At 69.4% G+C, this 18,041-nt stretch carries 1 protein-coding gene; it reads right to left on the reverse strand.

The genetic code is table 11. From position 1 onward, the window contains the following. Window positions 1–288: 288 nt before the first annotated feature. Window positions 289–18,027: an EndoU domain-containing protein gene (locus tag SNE206_RS36795; RefSeq protein ID WP_407917942.1), complete on the reverse strand. Its 17,739-nt coding sequence runs from the start codon at window positions 18,025–18,027 to the stop codon at window positions 289–291. Window positions 18,028–18,041 lie beyond the last annotated feature (14 nt).

The raw sequence follows: 18,041 nt of genomic DNA on the forward strand, positions 1-18,041 counted from the left end.
ACAGGGACAGCACCGCCAGCCCCGCAAGCTCCATGGAGACAAGGCCCATGCCAGCCTTGACCTGCGGGAATAGCTTTGCCGGCAGCAGATCCTGCCCCGGATCGCACGCAAAGGCATCGAGTCGAGCCACGCCTCGGGCCGCCGCCGCTGGGTGATCGCGCGCACCCGGCCTGGCCCACCGGCGGCCGCCGCTACGAGCGCGACCACCTGCTCGACCTGGCCTTCTGCGACCTCGCCGCCGCCGGCACCTGCCAAGCGGCTGGCGAAGCTCACCACGTAGGACAAGATCTACGCCTTGGTGACCGGTGTTGTCGTGGGGCGGGCTGCCTGGGATGCGGCCGCCGTCAGCAGCGCAGGCACTGTGAGTTCGAGGCCGTTGTAGTGGGTCATCAGGTTGTAGAGGCCGGCGACTCTGGTGTCGTTCCCGGTCTTCTGGCGGGGGCCGAAGAGCATGGTGAGGACGCCTTGGAGGTCTACGCGGGTATATGCCCGGAGGTTCTGGTCACCGAGGTGGTTCGAGAGCAGGATGTGGAGGCGGCCTATGGTGCGCAGTTCGGGCGGAGTGGGCTGGCCGGGGCGGTCGAGCTCACGCCAGAGTTGGAGGTGTCGGCCGGCTTCCAGGAGTTGCCGGGCGGTGGTGGCGGAGGGGTCGGCGCCGGAGGCCAGCGCGTAGGCGACGGCGCGGGCTGCTGCGTCCATCTCGGAGGCTCCGACCGATGTGCTGTCGTCGAGCCCGAGGAGTTGGCGGACTGCGCTGCGGGCCTCGTGGGCAGGCGGCATGTCGTCGGGGTGCCATCCGTGGAGTGCGCCGAGATGGTCGCGGAGCTTCCGGAAAATGGTGAGGAGGTCGTCTTCGAACAGTTCTTCGGGAGCGATTTCGTAGAGTTCGCTGGCCCGGGCGAGCAGGGTCGTCACCCGGACGAACTCGGCCCGGTCGGCCGGCGGCCGGCCGAGGTACTCCTTCGCCATGCGGAGCTCGCGTACGTATTGCAGGCCGTCATGGTCGGGGGGTATCTGGAACTCGTCGGAGGAGAGCAGCCGTTGGAGGGATCCACGTAGCTTGACGTCCTGGAGCCGAAGCGGGCCGGCCGCCTTCGGGTGGAGGGATACCGGGCCGGCCTCGCCGGTCGCGGGAGGGAGCTGGGCTGCGGGCGCGGCCAGGGCGGTGATGTGGGCGATGTCTGCGTCGCGGAGACCGTTGAGCGCGGACACTATGTTGCCGTTGTGGTCTCTCATGGCCGTCGAGGAAGTGAACCAGACCGACCGGTTCTGCGTCATCAGGCCGCCGTCCAGCCGCACTCCTGGCGACAGTGGTGTCACTCGCGCATCCGCATCCGGGTCGGAATAGCGGTCACGGAGCCCGAAGATCAGGTGGGCGAGTTCATGGGCGAACGCACCGCTGGCCATGTCCGTGTACCAGAAGCTGGCAGTCGGGTCGTTCTGGGCATGTGCGGGGCCGAGGCGGACGATGCTGGTGCCCGGGAGCAGCAGATCGGTGAAGGTCACGCGGGCGTGCAGCTGCGACCCTTCGGGGTCGGCCAGCCGGTGCTGGTGGTTGTGGTACTCGTCGACGGCATCGGCAGCGGCCTTTTTCACACGCTTGATGTCGGCGCCGGTTACTCCGGGCTCCGGATGGAGCAGGATCCTTGCGGTGAACTCCGTGACGGCGAGTGTCCGTTTCGTGCCGTTCGCGGTGGGCAGTGCCACCCTGTACCGGCGGACTTCCGGGCGCACCCGGAGGATGAACGGCTCGTCGATGAGCGTGTGGTCGACCTTGTGGACGTCGGCGGAAGGGCGCAGGTGGTGCCACTGCTCTTCGAGCAGTATGTCTTCGGGCGGCAGGGCTCCCGCGAGGAGGTCCCCGTCGTGCAGCCGCTCGAACTGCTGCACCGACAGGTTCCGCACGACGGGCCTGCGTCGGCCGGTGCGGATCGGTGGTTGGCCGGCACTCGCAGCGGTCGGCGGCAGGGCGGCGAACCCGTGGGCGAACCAGGCGTCGAGCCTGCCGGTCACCTGTACGCCGAACGGCCCCTTGAACCGCGAGTACGGCACCGGTCGCGTGGGTGCGGTGGGGTGGCGGGCAGGGGGAGCGGGGGGTGCGTGCTCCGCTGCCACTGCGTCGTCTCCGGATCGAGTTGCTTCGCCGAGCAGTTCGGTCGCTGCTTCGGCGGCGGGTGCGTCAAGCCGGTGCGGTGAGGGGACGAACGGTTCCGGGGCGGAAGCCGATGGGCGCGGTCGCCGGACGCGTGCGCGCCCCGGTTCCATGTCGCCGGATTTCTGAAGAGGGGGGTTCCCGCCGTCCGAGATGGCTGCCGCCGCCGTCGGCCGTCCCGCCCGGCTTGTCCGTCCTGCCGTGGCGGTCGGCGAGGAGAGGGCGCCCTTCCTGCTTTGGGGCATCCACCGGACCCACTGCCCGTGTGCGGCGACCCCGGGCGCGGAACTGATGGGGAAGTCACTGCCGAGCAGGACCGGGATCTTCTCCTTCAGCGCCGTGACGAGGTCCGGCCCGAGGGGCACGGGGTCGCCGCCGACGGGCATCAGGGTGAACCCGCCTGTGGGCGAGCCGGTGACCTTGGGCCGGCCTTCGGCGTCGAACTCGTAGTCGCCTGCGACCACCCGCCCGTCCGGTGCGGTGAACACCGGGCTGTCCGCGCTGACCAGGTGCAGTTCGGGGGCGAGTTCTCGGATCGCCCGGGCCGCCGAGTGTCCGCCGACGGCCGGTGTGTCGACGTCGCAGCCCACGAAGACCAGAAGTCGACCGGCGGGCAGGTTCTGCGGTTCGACGACCTCTCTGTAGAAGTCCTCGGGAGTCAGGGCGCGGTCGCCGACGAGGAAGTGCCCGTTGCCGTCGGTGTGGACATGGACCACGGTGGCGTTCCCGATCTTCGGGAAGCCGAACGCCGCTTTGAGCTGCGCCTCGCCGTCGTCCGCGAAGCCCTCCCGGCCCTTCACCCGTACGAACAGACCGGACGGTGTCGCCACCGGCTTCACGACGGTCTGTGATGCGAGCACCTTCAACGCACCTGTGAAGGCCGACGAGTTCCCTTCCCCGCCGGTTCGTTGCAGGAACCGCTCGGCCCTGTGACGGAAGTTGTCCGACGCGGTCGAGACGTGCGATCCGCCCGTGGCCGACGCTGCACGGCGCATCTCCAGCCGTGACAGTACTTCGAGGACGCCGTCCAGAATCTCCTTCCCTCCGGCCACGGCCACTGCCTCAGGGCGGGATCGGGTGTCTTCCGCCTGCAATCGCTGCCCGAGCGCCGCCCGATCCGTAGCGCTCATCGCTCGCGGCTGCTCATGGCCGTGCGGGGTGTCCGCTGCAGCGAGCCGGGCGGCCAGGCGGGCGACCCGCTTCTCGAAGCCCGCCGGTGGCTCCGCCGACAGGAGTCGTACGAACGCCGTGCGCAGTACGCGTGGCGCAGTGCGGAATGCGTCCAGTCCCGCGTGCTCGAGTGCCGCAAGCCACCGGTCGAAGGTCCGTGCCGTTTCGGCGGTGTCCTCCGCGAGGAGGGCACCTCGGTAGCGCAGCTCCTCCTCGGTCGCGTTGAGAGCCGCCATCCGGGGCAGCGCCGCGATGCCACCTCGTTCTTCTACGAAGCGGGTGCGGGAGAACAGCCGACGAGTCTCCTCGGCGTAACCTGCGGCGCCATCGGGCATCGCCATCTTCCCGGTCAGACGGGTGGCCAGGACGATGTGTTGTGCAGCTCGGTCCAGGACACCGAGGAATTCGTGCTCGGGCATGAGTCTTTTGCTGAGCTGCTCCATGCGCGCGTTCCAGACGGCGACCTCCGTGTGGCCGTTCATCTGCACATGGTCGGCCGGACTGAGGAGTTCGGAGTCGTCGGGGCAGTGCGGCAGTTGTGCGTAACGGATCCGGAGCTGCTCCGAGGTCAGAAAGCCTGTACTGACGCAGCTGACACCGTGGTGCCTCAGGCTGGTGGCCCGGGTTCTGAGGGCCTGTCCGACACTCGCGTCACCACTCGCCTCCATGGCTGACAGGTGGTCGTTGAACTCGTCGCTTGTCATCCACTGGTATCCGGCGTTCGACCACGCGCGATCGACCCCGGCCACCTTGATCGCCCGGTCGAGGGCCAACTTGAAGTGGCCGACGGCTGCATCGGCCTTGCTGACCATGTCGGCCAGACCTTCGGTGATGGTGCCCAGGTCGAGTGCATCGACCACCTCGGGGTCCGCGTCGGGGCCTCCGAGTTCCAGCAGGGCGGCGATCACCCGCCTGAGGACAACCGGCTCGAACATGTGATTGCCGAGCATGGCCATAGTGGCAGCCCGGAGTGTGAGGACGGGGTCCGCCTGCCGGGTGGCCAGACGAACCGTCTGGAGCGAAGCGGTGTTGTAGTCCTCGGCGGCCAGCGTCCCGTCCAGGACCAGCGGGACCATGGCCGCCAGCCCGTCGAGCCGGCCTGCGAGTTCCTCCACCTCGCGCATCGACAGCACCGGCCTTTGGAGGGCCGGCCTGCCCAGCGGCTTCGACGGGGTTTCGAGCGCGTAGGCGATGTCCAGAGGCAGCTTGTTCAAGGCTTTACGAAGAGTGCGCACGGCATCCTGGAAGTCGTTCCCGGGAGCGGGAAGATGCCTGCCTGCCCGCTCCACGAGCGCGTCCAGCACCATCCCCGCGTACCGGACCGGGGAGTTCTGCGTGTAGGGGGCGATCGGATCGCCGCCCTTTCGGCCGCGGACCAGCAGGTCCAGTTCCGCCAGGAGGCCGGAGCGCCACTTCTTCGCACCGGCCGGCTGGTCCGGGGCGCTGACGATCCGGAGGTGAATGTCCAGGAGCTTCACCGTGTCGGCGCCCAGCTCCGGCAGTCCGAACTGCTGGGCGAGTTGCTCCAGCCCTGTCTTCGCCTTGAGATCCGTACCGATGTCCGCCGCGTCCGCGAACCCGAAGCGCACCAGTTCCGCCCACGTGTTGGCGACCGTCTCCAACCGCGCTGTCAGCGACGCGTAGGCGGTGCTGGACGTGGCATTCGCGACCACCGTGTCCCGCATGGTGCCCGTGAGCATCGTGGCCGTCACCGCCTCGGCGACTCGCCGCGCTGCGGCCTTGAGGCCTGCGGCGAACTTCCCGGGGTCGGGCATCAGATACGACAGCTGTGCGACATGGGCGAACTGCAGCATCATCCCGTGCGGGGAGGTCGTCCCGGTCAGAACCCGCTCCGCGCCGTGCTCGCCCCCCAGTTCCCTGAGTCGGCCCTCGACTTGCTCTGCTGTCAGCCCGAGCGGTTGCGAGACCTGTGCCGACCAGTGCATGTCGGCCTTGGCCTGTTTGACGGCCGCGCGGAAGAGACGACGCTTCTCCTTCGCCGTCTGCGCCTCCGCCAGATACATGCCGTCGATCTTCTCGGAGGATTTCTTGACCTCCCTCGGGTCGGAGATCGACCGCAGCCGGGCGAGATCCTTGGCGTTCATGCGCAGGAAGGAGGCCTGGCCCGCGTAGGGGGCGTTCGGCCCGCCCGTCGCATGCAGGTACATGACCTCCGCACTCTCCAGGTTCCAGTGGAGCTGGTCCCAGTCGCCCTCGTCGTTGTCCTCCCTGTGCGGATCGGCAGGATGCTCGAAGAAGGACTTGATCGCCCGAATCGCCTCCAGTCCCTCCTGGGCATATCCCTTGACCAGCGCGGGCGACGTCCTCGCGCTGTCGGATGTCCTGACGGCCCAGCCCACCATCTCCCAGGCGTTTGGCAACGGCAGGTAGCCGAGTTCACGGGCGAGCCAGAGGCAGCGGGTGATTTGCATGGTCTGACTGCCGAAGAGAATCTCCGTGTGCGCGGCCTTGACCGCCGGGAAGGTGGTGACCAGCCTCCCGATGTCGTCGAGAAGCGCATCCATGCGGTCGCGGATCGCACGTGCCCATGTGGTGTACCGGTCGTCGGCGTCGGAGGCGCGCCGCTGTGCCAGGTTCGTCGCCTGACTGTCGTTCAGTCGACGCTGCTCCTCCTTCAGGTAGGCGATCCGGCCCGTGACGGCCGCGACTGCCGTGGCGGCATTCCGGGAGCCGGTCGCATATTGGATGTCGCTCAGCCACATCCGCTGTTCGGTCTCGTGGCGCTGCCTCAAGGCCAAGAGGGCAAGGGCCTTGTCGAGTTCCCCGGCCGAGATCTGATCGGCAGCCAGCAGTTGCATGCCGCTGGTGGCAAGAGTGCGGAGGTGCTGGTCGTAGACACCCCGCGGAGGCTGATCGGTCAGACTGCCCACCAGCACGGTGCTGTGGAGCAGTGCCATCCACTGGCCGAACCAGCCCCCCTGGTGCTCCTCGGGCTCACGTTCGTCCTGGAGCTCTTGCACCGCAGCCAACACCGACAGCACCTCGTGCGCATGCCTCTGGAAGGGCTCGCCCGGGAGCAGGTGTGCCTGTACTGCCTTCCAGAGCCCGGACAGTGCCGTCTCCACGTCCTGCCGGTGGGTCGGTGCACCTGCGGGCACGGCCTCGATCAGCGACTCCAGGGCCAGGACCGCGCGCAGGATGCCCACCGACTCGGCGAGTGAGCCCCGCTGCGTCGTCGGAATCCGCTTCGCTCGTTCCCCGGCGATGTCGATCTGCGCCGTCAGCGCATCGCGGGTCAGCACAGCGGCGGTCAGCGCGCGCCGGCCCGCCCCCCAGAGGGCATCTATCCAGGCCTGTACCTGTTCCGCGCTCGGCCTGCCCGTCGGCGGAAGCGCGGCATCAGCAAGCTCCTGGAGGGCCTCGGCGGACGGTCGGGGTGCGGCAGTGGCCGGCTGCACGGCGGGTGGCGCGGGCGAGACCTTTTCGGCCTGGGGAGGTACTGCGGAGCCGGTCGGCTCGGTTGCCGCCGGTGGGGGAGTGAACGCGGTTGCCGGGGCGGGCCCGGCCTGCACGGATCGCACCCACGGGTTCGGCCCGGCCGTCCGCGGTGCGGCCGGCGGCCGGTACAGCGGGAAGGCCGATCGGATCTGCCCCTCCTGGAGGAAGCCTGCGACCCAGTTGCCGAAGATGTCGGTGCCGACGAACTTGCCCAGCAGGAGGTCCACACCTGCCGGCGCCGTCCTGAATCCGTTCGACAGGTCGATCTCACCTGATACCACGGCATTCCTGAACGCCGCGGCCGAACTCCTCCGTATGTGGGTCCAGCTCAGGTGTGCCGGGTAGAACGTGGCCAGCTTCGTCACCAGTCCGCCGATGAGCGGCTGGTACTCCACCGTTGCGCCGAACACACCGTTCACCAGCGGTTCGGTCGCCGAGCCCGGCGCCGGGCCGACCGATGTCACCGTCTGGCCGTCGAGAATCCTGGCCGAACCCTCGGCGTTGAGCTGGTGGCCGCCTGCCAGCCACGCGGTGCGACGGCCGCTGAACGGATTGACGGCGGTTTTCAGTTCCATCGACGTGATGTGCCGTTTGAAGATCACGGGATCGCCGAAGCTGACCCAGACATCTTCCTCTCGCACTCTCGATGCGGCCGGGACGTGCGTGGAGCCAGCAGATGCCGTCGTGGCCGCAGAGGCTGTCGCCGCGGACGGCTGCTGGGGCTGAGCCGAGGAGGAGGACTTGTTCTTCTTCTTCGGCATCCAGCGCACCTGCTCGCCCGGTGCCGGGGCGATGCGCTCCGCAGAGATCGGGAGGTTGGTGCTGCCGAGGAGTGCCGGGACCTTCTCCTTGAGCGAAGCGAGCAGGTCCGGTCCCAGATCGGTGCCGGCGCCGCCGCCCGCGGGGTAGAGGGTGAAACTGCCTGTCCGTCGGCCGCCCGGCACCGGTGCGCCGTGGGCGTCGTAGTCGTGACGGATCGCCAGCACTCTGCCGTCCGGGGTGGTGAACACCGGGCTGTCGGCGCCGACCAGATGCAGCGCAGGGGCCAGGGCCCGGATGACCTGAGCCGCCGAGGACCCTCCTGCCGGGGGTGTGTCGACGTCACACCCCACGAACACGAGCAGCCACCCCTCGGGAAGGTTCTTGGGCTCGATCACCTCCCGGTGGAACTCAGCCGGGTCCAGCAGACGGTCGCCCACCACGAACTTCCCGGCGCCGTCGGTGTGCACGTGCACCACCGTCGTGTTGGACACCCGCGGGAAGTTGTACGCCGCCTGAATCTGGGCCCGTCCGTCGTCCGCGAAGCCCGGCAGCCCGCGGGCCGGTACGAAGACGCCGGACGGGGTGGTCACCGGGCCGCTCAGCAGCATCCCCTCGTCGAGGACGTCAAGCGGCCAGAGCGGGAGTTCCGGTTCCCTCGCATCGTCGCGGACCCAGCGGACGGCGGCCTGCCGGACGGCTTCCCGCTGCTCGGGGCCGGTCACGGCGTCGGTCTCGGTACGCCGTGTGCCGAGGCGCTCCAGCACCTCGGTGACGCCGGCCTGTACCTCCTGTGCGACCTCCGGGCCGGCCGTTTTCTTCCGGAACCGGAGGTCGGCCTGGTGCAGCCGTTCGCGGAGCCCGGCCCGGGCCGGGGCGTGCAGCGGGGCGCTTTCCGTCGCTGCCCCGTCGGCTTCCAGACGGCCGGCGAGCAGTGCGATCCGCTCCTCGAAGCCCTCGGGTGCCTTGAGCGACAACAGCCGCACGAATGCCGAGCGCATCAGTGTCGGGGTGGTACGGAAGGCTTCGAGTCCCGAGTGCTCCAAGGCGCGCAGCCAGCGGTCGAACCGCGTGGTCTGCTCGGCGGTGTCGGCGGTCTGCAGCGCGCCGTGGTAGCGCAGCTCCTCGGCGAGCACGTCGAGCGCCACCAGGCGCGGCAGCAGCTGGGGACCGCCGCCCTCCTGGACGAGCCGCAGGCGGGCCATCCACCGGTGCACTTCCAGCCGGTACGGGTGCTCGTCCGGCACACCCGCAGGGGCGGTCGTGACCGGGATCGCGGTGAGGCGGGCCATTTGGTCCAGCCAGTCGACCAGTTCTTCCTCGGCCATGGGGGTGCGGCCCAGCTCCGTGTTGCGGACGTGGAGGGCCCGCAGGACGGACGCCCCGACCAGCAGCATGTCGTCCGCCCCGGGGTTCTCGTTTCCTTCCAGCGGCAGCTGCTCACGACGGGCGACCAGCTGGTCGGTGGTGAGGAGGCCGTGGATCAGGGCGTGCAGGCCGGCCTGGGCAACTGCCGTGAGGCGATCCAAGATGATCGGGCTGAGAGCCGCCACCACCCCTTCGGAGGCGGTTCCCACCAGGTCCATGAGTCCGGCCTGCGACATCCCGTCGAATCCGCTGAGCCGCCACTGCCGGTCACTGCGGGCGAGCAGGAGTGCGTTTTTGAAGGCTTGCAACTCCTCGGTGTCGGAGTCGGCCGCGCCCCCGGCCTGCCGGATCCGCTCGCCGAGATCGTCGAGCAGCCCGTCGAGGTCGATGCCGGGGACGGCGCGGGGCGGAGTGCCGGGGTTGCCGAGCACCAGAAGAGCCGTAAGTGCCCGGCGGACTTGGGTCGAATCGAAGCCGGACCGCCCGAGCATCGCAAGCGCCGCGGCCCGCAGGCCGAGTACTGGGTCGGACTGGCGGGCCACCAGTTCGGAGACCTCGTCGGCTGCGATGGCGAAGTCCGCCGCACTGACCGTCCCGTCCAGTACCAGCGGGACGGTCGCCGCCAGCTCGTCGAGTCTGGCGTCGAGCGCGGTGCGCTCTGCGGCGGGGAGCACCACCGACGGACGCGGCGGCTGAGCGGTGGCGGCCGGCGGGAAGTGGATCGGCAGCGAGACGTCCACCGTCACCTTTTGCAGTGCGTCGCGCAGCCTGCTCACCGTCGCATGGAACTCTTCACCGGGGGAAGGTAGTTGCGTGGCGGACCGTTCGACGAGTGTGTCCAGCACCATACCTGCGTACCGCACCGGGGAGTCCACCGTGTACGGCGCCAACGGGTTCTTGCCCTTCTGGCCCCGGACCAACAGGTCCAGTTCAGCAAGGATCTTGTCGCGCCACCGCTTCGCGCCGGCCGGCTGCTGTGCGGCGCCGGCGATCCGAAGGTGGATGTCCAGCAGCTTGGCGGCCTGCTCACCGAGCGCGGCAGCCCCTCGGCTCTGCGCCAGCTTCTCCAACGGCATTTCGGCTGCCAGCTCGGCACGGACAGCCGTCTCGTCCGCGAATCCGAACCTCACCAGCTCCGCCCAGAGGTTGGCGACCGTCTCCAGCCGTGCGGTCACCACAGCACGCGGGGACTTGGACGACGCGTTGGCGACCTCCGGCTCCGGGCCGACGCCATCGGTCAGCTCGTTCTGCACGGCTTTGACCAGCTCCCAGGTCCGCGCCTTCAGGGCCCGGGAAAAGGCTGCCGGATTCTCGGCCAGATGCCGCAGGCCGTGGACGCGGCCGAGCAGCTGCATCATCTGGAACGGCGGCGTGACACCCGTCGCAAGCCGCTTACGGCCCGCCGCTCCGGTCAGCTGCACCGCCCGGGAGTTGAGGTCGGTCCTGTTCAGTCCGGTAGGCCGCTCCATGGCCAGCCCCCACTTGACATCCTGCTCCAGGGCGTCGATCGAGGCCAGGAAGGTCGGCAGGACCGGGTCGTCCGCCTCCAGCTCCCTGATCATCGTTTCCCGTTCCGCCGCCGCCTTGGACAGGACGGTGTCCAGCATCGGCCCTTCCAGGGCAAGCATGGCCGTGTCGAGGTTGAGGCTGTGGCCCCGGATCTTGATGACGAGGCTCGCGTGGTTGTACTGATTTCCGCTCCGGACGAGCAGCATGGTGCATTCGATGGCGCTCAGCTCCCGCCAGATGTCCGCCCATCGGCGCGTGGCATCGCGTTCGCCGCTCCGGCGGACCAGCGCGCCGACCGTGCGGATGGCCTCGGCGGCCACGGCCACGAACTGACCGAAAGGTCCGTGCTCGGACGAATCGGGGACCAGCCGAAGTATGCTTGTTGTCCGGCGGATGAAGGACTCGGCGTTCTCGAAGGGCATGTAGCCCAGTTCGCGGGCGAGCCAGAGCTCCTTGCGGATCTGCACGGTGTGGCTGGTGACCAGTAGTGCGCCCTGCTTGGCCTGCAGTGCCGGGAACCGGCTCGCCAACTGCTCCATGTCCCGGTGGAAGGCGTCCGCGCGCTCCCGGACCTGTGCCGCCCACGTGGTGTAGCGGTCGTCGGTGCCGGAGGCACGGCGCTGGGCGGGGTTTTTCCCCTGTCCCTCGTCGAGTCGCTTCTGCTCCTGGGTGAGGTATTCGATCCGCTCGTTCGCCGCCTCGACCGCGGTCTCGGCCGCGCGCGAGCCGATCGCGTACCTGAGGTCGCTGAGCCACATCCGCTGCTCGGTCTCGTGCCGGGGCCTGAGCGCCAGCCGGCGGAGATCGGCGGTGAGACCGGACGGGGTCAGTTCGCCCGCCTCCAGCAGCGCGATGCCGCTGGTCGCCAGCACCTGCAGGTGCTGGTCGTACACGCCGCGCGGTACCGAACTCTCCTGCCGCGCGACCGTCAGCCCGCTGTGCAGCACCGCTGCCCACTGGCTGAACCGGGCCGGCCACGGCTCGGTGCCGGTCCAGTCGGCGCTCAGTGCCTGGAACGCAGCGAGTGCCGTCAGCATCTCGTCCGCGTGCTCCCGGAAGTCCTCGTCCAGCGGGAGCGGAACGGACGCGGCGGTCCGCAGCTTGGTCAGGACCTCGTCCACCGCGGCGACGGCGGTGGGTGCTCCCGACGCCACGGATTTGACCAACGACTGCGTCATCAGCACCGCTTCCAAGGTCCGCAGTGCCTCGGTGAGCGGGCCGCGCTGCACCGTCGGCAGCTTCTGGACCCGCTCCAGGGCCGTGCCGAGCTGTCCGGTCAGCTCGTCGAGGGAGATCGCGGCAGCGGCGAACGCCCGGAGGCCGGGCCCCCACAGGGCTGTGACCCATGCCTTGACCTGGTCCGCCTTCGCCTTGCCGGTGCGTACCGCGGCCGCCGCGAGGTGCGCCAGGTCCTGGTTCACCTGGGCCGGAATGGCCTCGACCACCGGCTCCGTTGCTGCCAGGGGCGCTGCCACCGGCTCCGGTGCTGTCACCAACTCCGTTGCTGCCAGGGGTGCTGCCACCGGCTCTGCCACCCACGGGTTGGGCAGTGTGCTACGGGCCACGGAAGGATCACGGTAGAGGGGGAAGACCGAGGTGATCTGACCCGCGACCACGTATCCCGCCAGCCAGTTGCCGTACACGTCCGTGCCCACGAACTTGTTCAGCAGGGAGTCCAGCCCGGCACGGACCGAGGCGAAACCGCCTGCGAGATTCGCCTCGCCCGTCCTCACCGCATTCCGGTACGCCTGTGCCGCGCTCTCCCGGATCTGGGTCCACGTCAGATGGACAGGGAAGAAGCCGCTCTGCTTCGTCAACGGCTGTCCCACCAGCGGCCGGTACTGCACCACTGCGGAGAACACGCCGTTCGTCAACGGCTCCAGCTTCGAGCCCGGCACCAGGCCCACGGTGGTCACCGACGGGCCGTCCCAGACCTTGATGGTGCCATGTGCGTCCAGTTGATGGCCGCCCACCAGCCGGGCCACCGGGAGCCCGGTGAACGGATCGGACCGCGTCTTCCGGCGCATCGCCAGAATGTGCTCCTGGAAACGACCGGGATCACCGAAGCTGACCCAGAGGTCCTCCTCGCGAACCGCACCGGCCGGCTCGGCGACGGTCCCGGCCGTCGCAGCGGAGGCCGCAGCGGAGGCCTCCGCATGGCCGGTGCTCCCGGGCCTCCTCTTCGGCATCCAGCGGACCATCTCGCGCGGCGGCCTGCCCGGGCGGTTGGCACCGATCGCGATGTGGATGCCGAGTGCCGCCGGGACCTGCGCCCGCATCGCCGGCAGCAGGTCCGGCCCGAGGTCCACCGGCTTGCCGCCCTTGCCCGGAAGCAGGGTGAAGTTGCCGGGCTGCCAACTGCCGGGAATGGGGAGTCCACTCGAGTCGAACGCGTACCGACCCGCCAGTACCTCGCCCTTCGGTGTGGTGAACACCGGGCTGTCGGCGCTCACCAGGTGCAGGCGCGGTGCGAGGTCCCGGATCACCTGAGCGGCCGACCGGCCGCCAGGAAGCGGCGCGTTTACCTCGCACCCGACGAGAACCAGCACAGAGTCCTCTTGCAGCTCCTCAGACTCCAGATTCGGCTGGATCACGGTGTGGAAGAACGCCTCCGCTTCCAGGAGGGCGTCGCCGACGACGAAGCGGCCGTTGCCGTCGGTGTGCACATGGATCACCAGCGTGTTGCCGATCAGGGGCATGCTGAACGCCGCCTGGAGCTGGGCGCGCCCGTCGTCCGCGAAGCCTGGCGCGCCCTTGGCGGGCACGAACAACCCGGACGGCGTGTTCAACAGCTCTGCCGGGCCGTCCGACTCGAGCTCCGCCAGGACCGCGTCGAAGGACAGCGGTCCGGTCAGCCACCGCTGCGACCGGAAGTGCACGCCCCTCAGCGCCCGTTCGTCCGATCCCGCGACCGGCTCCTGCGCGATGCGTGAGGTGAGCCGCGCCACCGCCTCGGTGACCCCCGACGTGATCTGCTGCCCGCCGTCCTCGGCCGGCGTCCGCGTCCGGAACGCCGTGTCGGCAGCCCGCAGCCGGGCCCGCAGCTCACCACGGGCCCGCGCGTCCAGAGGGGCCGGACGCTGTACCGGGTCGGACGCCTCCAAACGGGCCGCGAGCACCCCGACCCGCTCGTCGAATCCCTCCGGCACGGTGGCCGACAGCAACCGCACGAATGCCGACCGCATCGCCTCGGGGGAAGTGCGGAACGTGTCCGCCCCGGCGTGCTCCAAGGCGAGCAGCCACCGGTCGAAGGTCCGCGCCGTCTCGGCGGCGTCGCCCGCCAGAAGAGCCCCACGGTGGCGCAGCTCCTCGGTGAGTGCGACGACCGCGGTGTAGCGCGGCAGGAGCTTCGCACCGCCGACCTCCGCCGAGGTCAGCAGGTACGAGACGGCTGTCTTTAGCATCTCCCTGTAGTCCCTGGCAAGATCCGCTGCCTCCCCGTCCAGCACGGCGAGCGGCTGGACGGCGAACGCGGCCAGGCTGTCCTGGAGATCGGCGAACTCCGAGTGCGGCATCGGCAGCAGGTCCAACTGATGGGCCCGCGCCTCCAATGCGGTGAGCTGCGCGTAGCCGGGGAGAACCGACCGGTCGAGCTCGTTGATCGCCTCCCCGTCCGTCGGCAGTTGGTCGAGCCGCTCCTGGAACTGCCGGACGCCCATGAAGCACTCTCCCAGGGCCTTGATGCCGCCGCTGATCACCACCCCGGTGCGCTGGCGGATCGTCTCCAGCGCGTCCGTCGGCTCGCCGAGCCGCCGCTCCGCGTCCGCGATTTCGGTCAGCTGTACGGCCGTCAGGTGCCTGTATCCGTCCCGTTGCCACTGCCGGTCGCTCACTACGAGAGTGAGTGCCTCCAGCCACTCGTCCCGCTGGGAGTTCTGGTCCAGGCGGGCGTTGCGCACCATGGCTTCCAGCTCCTCGATGAAGAGGTCGACGTCCATCCCCTCCGACGAGCCGGCGAGCGCCGGGGACCAGCTGAGCTCCAGCAGGGCCTCGATGCAGCGGACGGTGAGTGTCTGGTCGACCGGGCGCGGCGCGATCATCGCCAGCATCATGGCCCGCACCACCAATGCCGGGTCCGACTGGCGTGCCGCCAGTTTCGCCACCTGTACCGCCGTGGCCTCGTAGTCCCCGAGCGTCAACCTGCCGCCGACGACCATCGGGACGAGTGATTGCAGGTCGTCCAGCGCGGTGCGGACGGCAATGCCTTCCTCGGCCGACAACGTGTCCCGAGCCGGCTCGGGTCGCGCCAGTCCCAGGACCGGGAACTCGACGGCGTACCGGTTGTCGACGATCTGCTTGCGCAGCAGGCTGCGGATGGCACGCACCCGGTCCCCGATGTCCCGACCCGACTCCAGGCCCAGCTCGGCCGCCTGCTCCACCAACGCGTCCAACACCGTTCCCGCGTACCGCACCGGAGAGTCCGTGGTGAAAGCAGGCGCGAGCACCGCCTGCTTCTCCCTGCGACCGCGCACCAGCCCGTCCAGCTCCGTCAGGATGCCGCTGCGCCACTTCTTCGCATCGGCCGGCCGCTGTGGACCGCGTACCACCCGTAGGTGGAGATCGAACAACGCCGCCTGCTGGCTGCCGGTCAGTGGCAGTGCGTAGTTCTTGGCCAGCTTCTCGAACGGCCGTTCCTGTGCGATCCGCTCGCGGACCTGCTGCTCGCTCGCCAGACCGAAGCGGACCAGTTCCGCCCAGGAGGTCGCGATGGTTTCCAGTCGCGCGGCCAGCGCCACGGAGAGCGCCTCCGAGGTGATGCTCGCCATGTATACGGGGAAGTTGGCCGGACTCAGTAGATAGGCCTGCACATTCCGAACCAGCTGTTCCGCCTTCCGGCGGAGCTCCGCGGTGAACCGGGCGGGATCCGCGGCCAGGTGGCCCATCCGCTCGACCTGGGCGAACAACAGCATCATCCGGTGCGCCGAGGTCACACCCAGGGCGAGCCGATCTCTGCCCTTGTGTCCTTCGAGTGCGGCGAGGCGCAGTCCGAGGTTGTGCTCCGTGGGACCGTCGGGCAGTGCCGTCGCCTCGGCCCAGACGGTGTCGTCCTCGGAGGCGGCGACGAAGGCAGCGAAAACCTCGTACCCGACACGCTCGGTGAAGTCCGGCAGGTCTTTCCTTGCTTTGCCGATCATCTCGTTCAAGAGATCGATTCCGTCGTTGCTCAGGGCGAGCCGGGTCGTGACCTGCTTCTCGGCCAGTTTGTACAGCTCCCCCGCGTAGAAGGCGTGTGTGTATCGCACGCCCTCTTCCACGAGCTCGGCTGCCTCCGCCTCGGCCAGCTGCAGATCCGCTTTCAGCGAGGTCCACGTCCCTTCGGGAACGTCGTCCTCCACATGCTCGGGGTGTTCGACGATCGCCCGGACGGCGCGGACGGCCTGCAGGCCGTCCGGTCCGTACGTCGTGATTTGGCTCCAGTTCTCCGCGGTGGCCAGGTACCTCATCTCGGTGAAGATCTGGTTGATCTCCGTGGTCTCCGACGCGGTCAGCTTGTTCCACTCCCGGGCCCGCCAGACCTGCTTGGCGACGGTCATGAGGTGGCTGCCGTAGTGGAGCGCGACCATGTCGGACCCGTCGGCCGGGTACCGTGTGCCCAGCGTCCCAAGGTCGGCGACGAAGTCGTCCATCCTTTGCCAGATCTCACCGACCCAGGTGACGTAGCGGTCGTCGTTGCCGGAGGCCCGGCGCTGGGCCGGGTTCTTGCCCTGTCCCTCGTCGGCGCGCTTGTGCTCTGCAGTCAGGAATTCCAGACGGTCCCTGGCAGCCTTGATGTCCGTCTCGGCGGACTGCGAGCCGATCGCGTACTGGATGTCGCTCAGCCACAGCCGCTGTTTGGCTTCATGGCGGGTCTTCAGGGTCAGCAGGTTGAGCGCCGTCTTCAGCTCGGCGGCGGTGAGCCGGCCCGCCTGCACCAGCTGGACGCCGCTGGTCGCCAGGACATGGAGGTGCCCGTCGTACACGCCGCGGGGCACCGAAGCTCCCGACCGGTCCACCAGGACGCTGCTGTGCAGCACAGCCAGCAGCTGGCCGAACTCCGCCGGCCACGGTTGATCGCTCACCCACTCGTCGGCCATCCCCTGCATCACGACGAGTGCCCGCAGCACCTCGTTCGCGCGCCGTTGGAATCGATCGCCGAGCAGCAGCTGTTGGTACACCGTATCTCTGAGGGCCTCGAGTACCGGGTCCACCTGGGCGAGACCGATCGGCTCACCGGATGCCACCGCTTCGGCCAGCAGCTCGGCCGCCAGCACCGCGCTCAGCGTCCGGGCGGACTCCACCAGCGAGGCCCGCTGTCCGGGCGGTACATGTGCCGCCCGATCCTGCAGGTCGATTGCTTGCTTGGCCAGCATCGTCGTGCCGACCGTGCCCGTCTCCAGACCCCGTCGGCCGGCACCCCAGAGTGCTGCCAGCCATGTCTGGACCTGATCCGCCTTCGGCCTGGGGCCCGCTGGTACCGCCAGCGCCAGCAGAGCGGCCTCCGCTGCCGATGGCTCCTCCGAGGCCGCCTCAGGCTCTGCCATCAGGGGCTGGCCGAGGAGGGTCGGCTGCTGAACCGTCGCGGCGGAAGCCACGGCCGTCTGTATCCACGGGTTCGGCGCGGCTGTTCGGGGCTCGGCCGGTTCGCGGTAGAGCGGGAACACGGAGCGGATATCACCGGCCATCGTGTAGCCCGCAAGCCAGTTCCCGTGGATGTCCGTCCCGATGAACTTGTTCAGCGGCGAGTCCACGCCGGCTTCGGTCGAGTCGAAGCCACCCGTCAGGTTGGTCTCCCCTGTCCGTACGGCGTTCCGGTACGCCTGCGCCGCGCTCGAACGTATCTGCCGCAGTGTCAGGTGGGACGGATAGAAGGTGCTCTGCTTCGTCACCGGCTGTCCCATGAGCGGCCGGTATTCGAGGACTGCAGTGAATACGCCGTTCGACAAGGGCTGCGTCCGCGAGCCGAGCGTTGCCCCCACCCACCGCTGCACGCCGTCGTCCCGGACTCCGATCAGGCCCGCGGCATCCAGCTGGTGGCCGCCGGACAGTCGCATCGTCGGCTCGCCGGAGAACGGGCTCGTGCCTGCCTTCAGTTCGAAGGACTGCAGGTGTGCCCGGAAGCGCTTCGGTTCGCCGAAGCTGACCCAGATGTCCTCGTCCCGGACCGCCGATCCGGCGGGTTGTGGCGTGGTTGTGGGCTGGCTCGATGCCGTCCCGCTCGATTTCTTCCTGGGCATCCACCGCACCAGCTCGCCCGGGGCGGTCACCATCCGGTCCACGCCGACCTCGTAGCCGCTCGCGCCGAGCACCGCCGGGATCTGCTCCCGCAACGCCGCCAGCAGATTCGGTCCGAGCTCGACCGGTTCGCCGCCACCGGCCGGCATCAGGGTGAACCGACCCGCTTCCCAGCTTTCCGGCTGCGGCAGCCCGTTCCCGTCGAAGGCATACCGGCCCGCCCGCACCTCACCCTCCGGTGTCGTGAACACCGGGGCGTCCGCGCTCACCAGGTGCAGCCCCGGCGCCAGCTCCCGGATCACCTCCGCCGCCGGGCGGCCTCCGGCCACCACGCTGTTCACGTCACACCCGACGAACACCAGCAGCCGGCCGTCCGCCAGTGCCTTCGGCGCGATCACCTCCCGGTAGAACT

It is taken from the genome of Kitasatospora sp. NE20-6 (genome assembly GCF_045862635.1).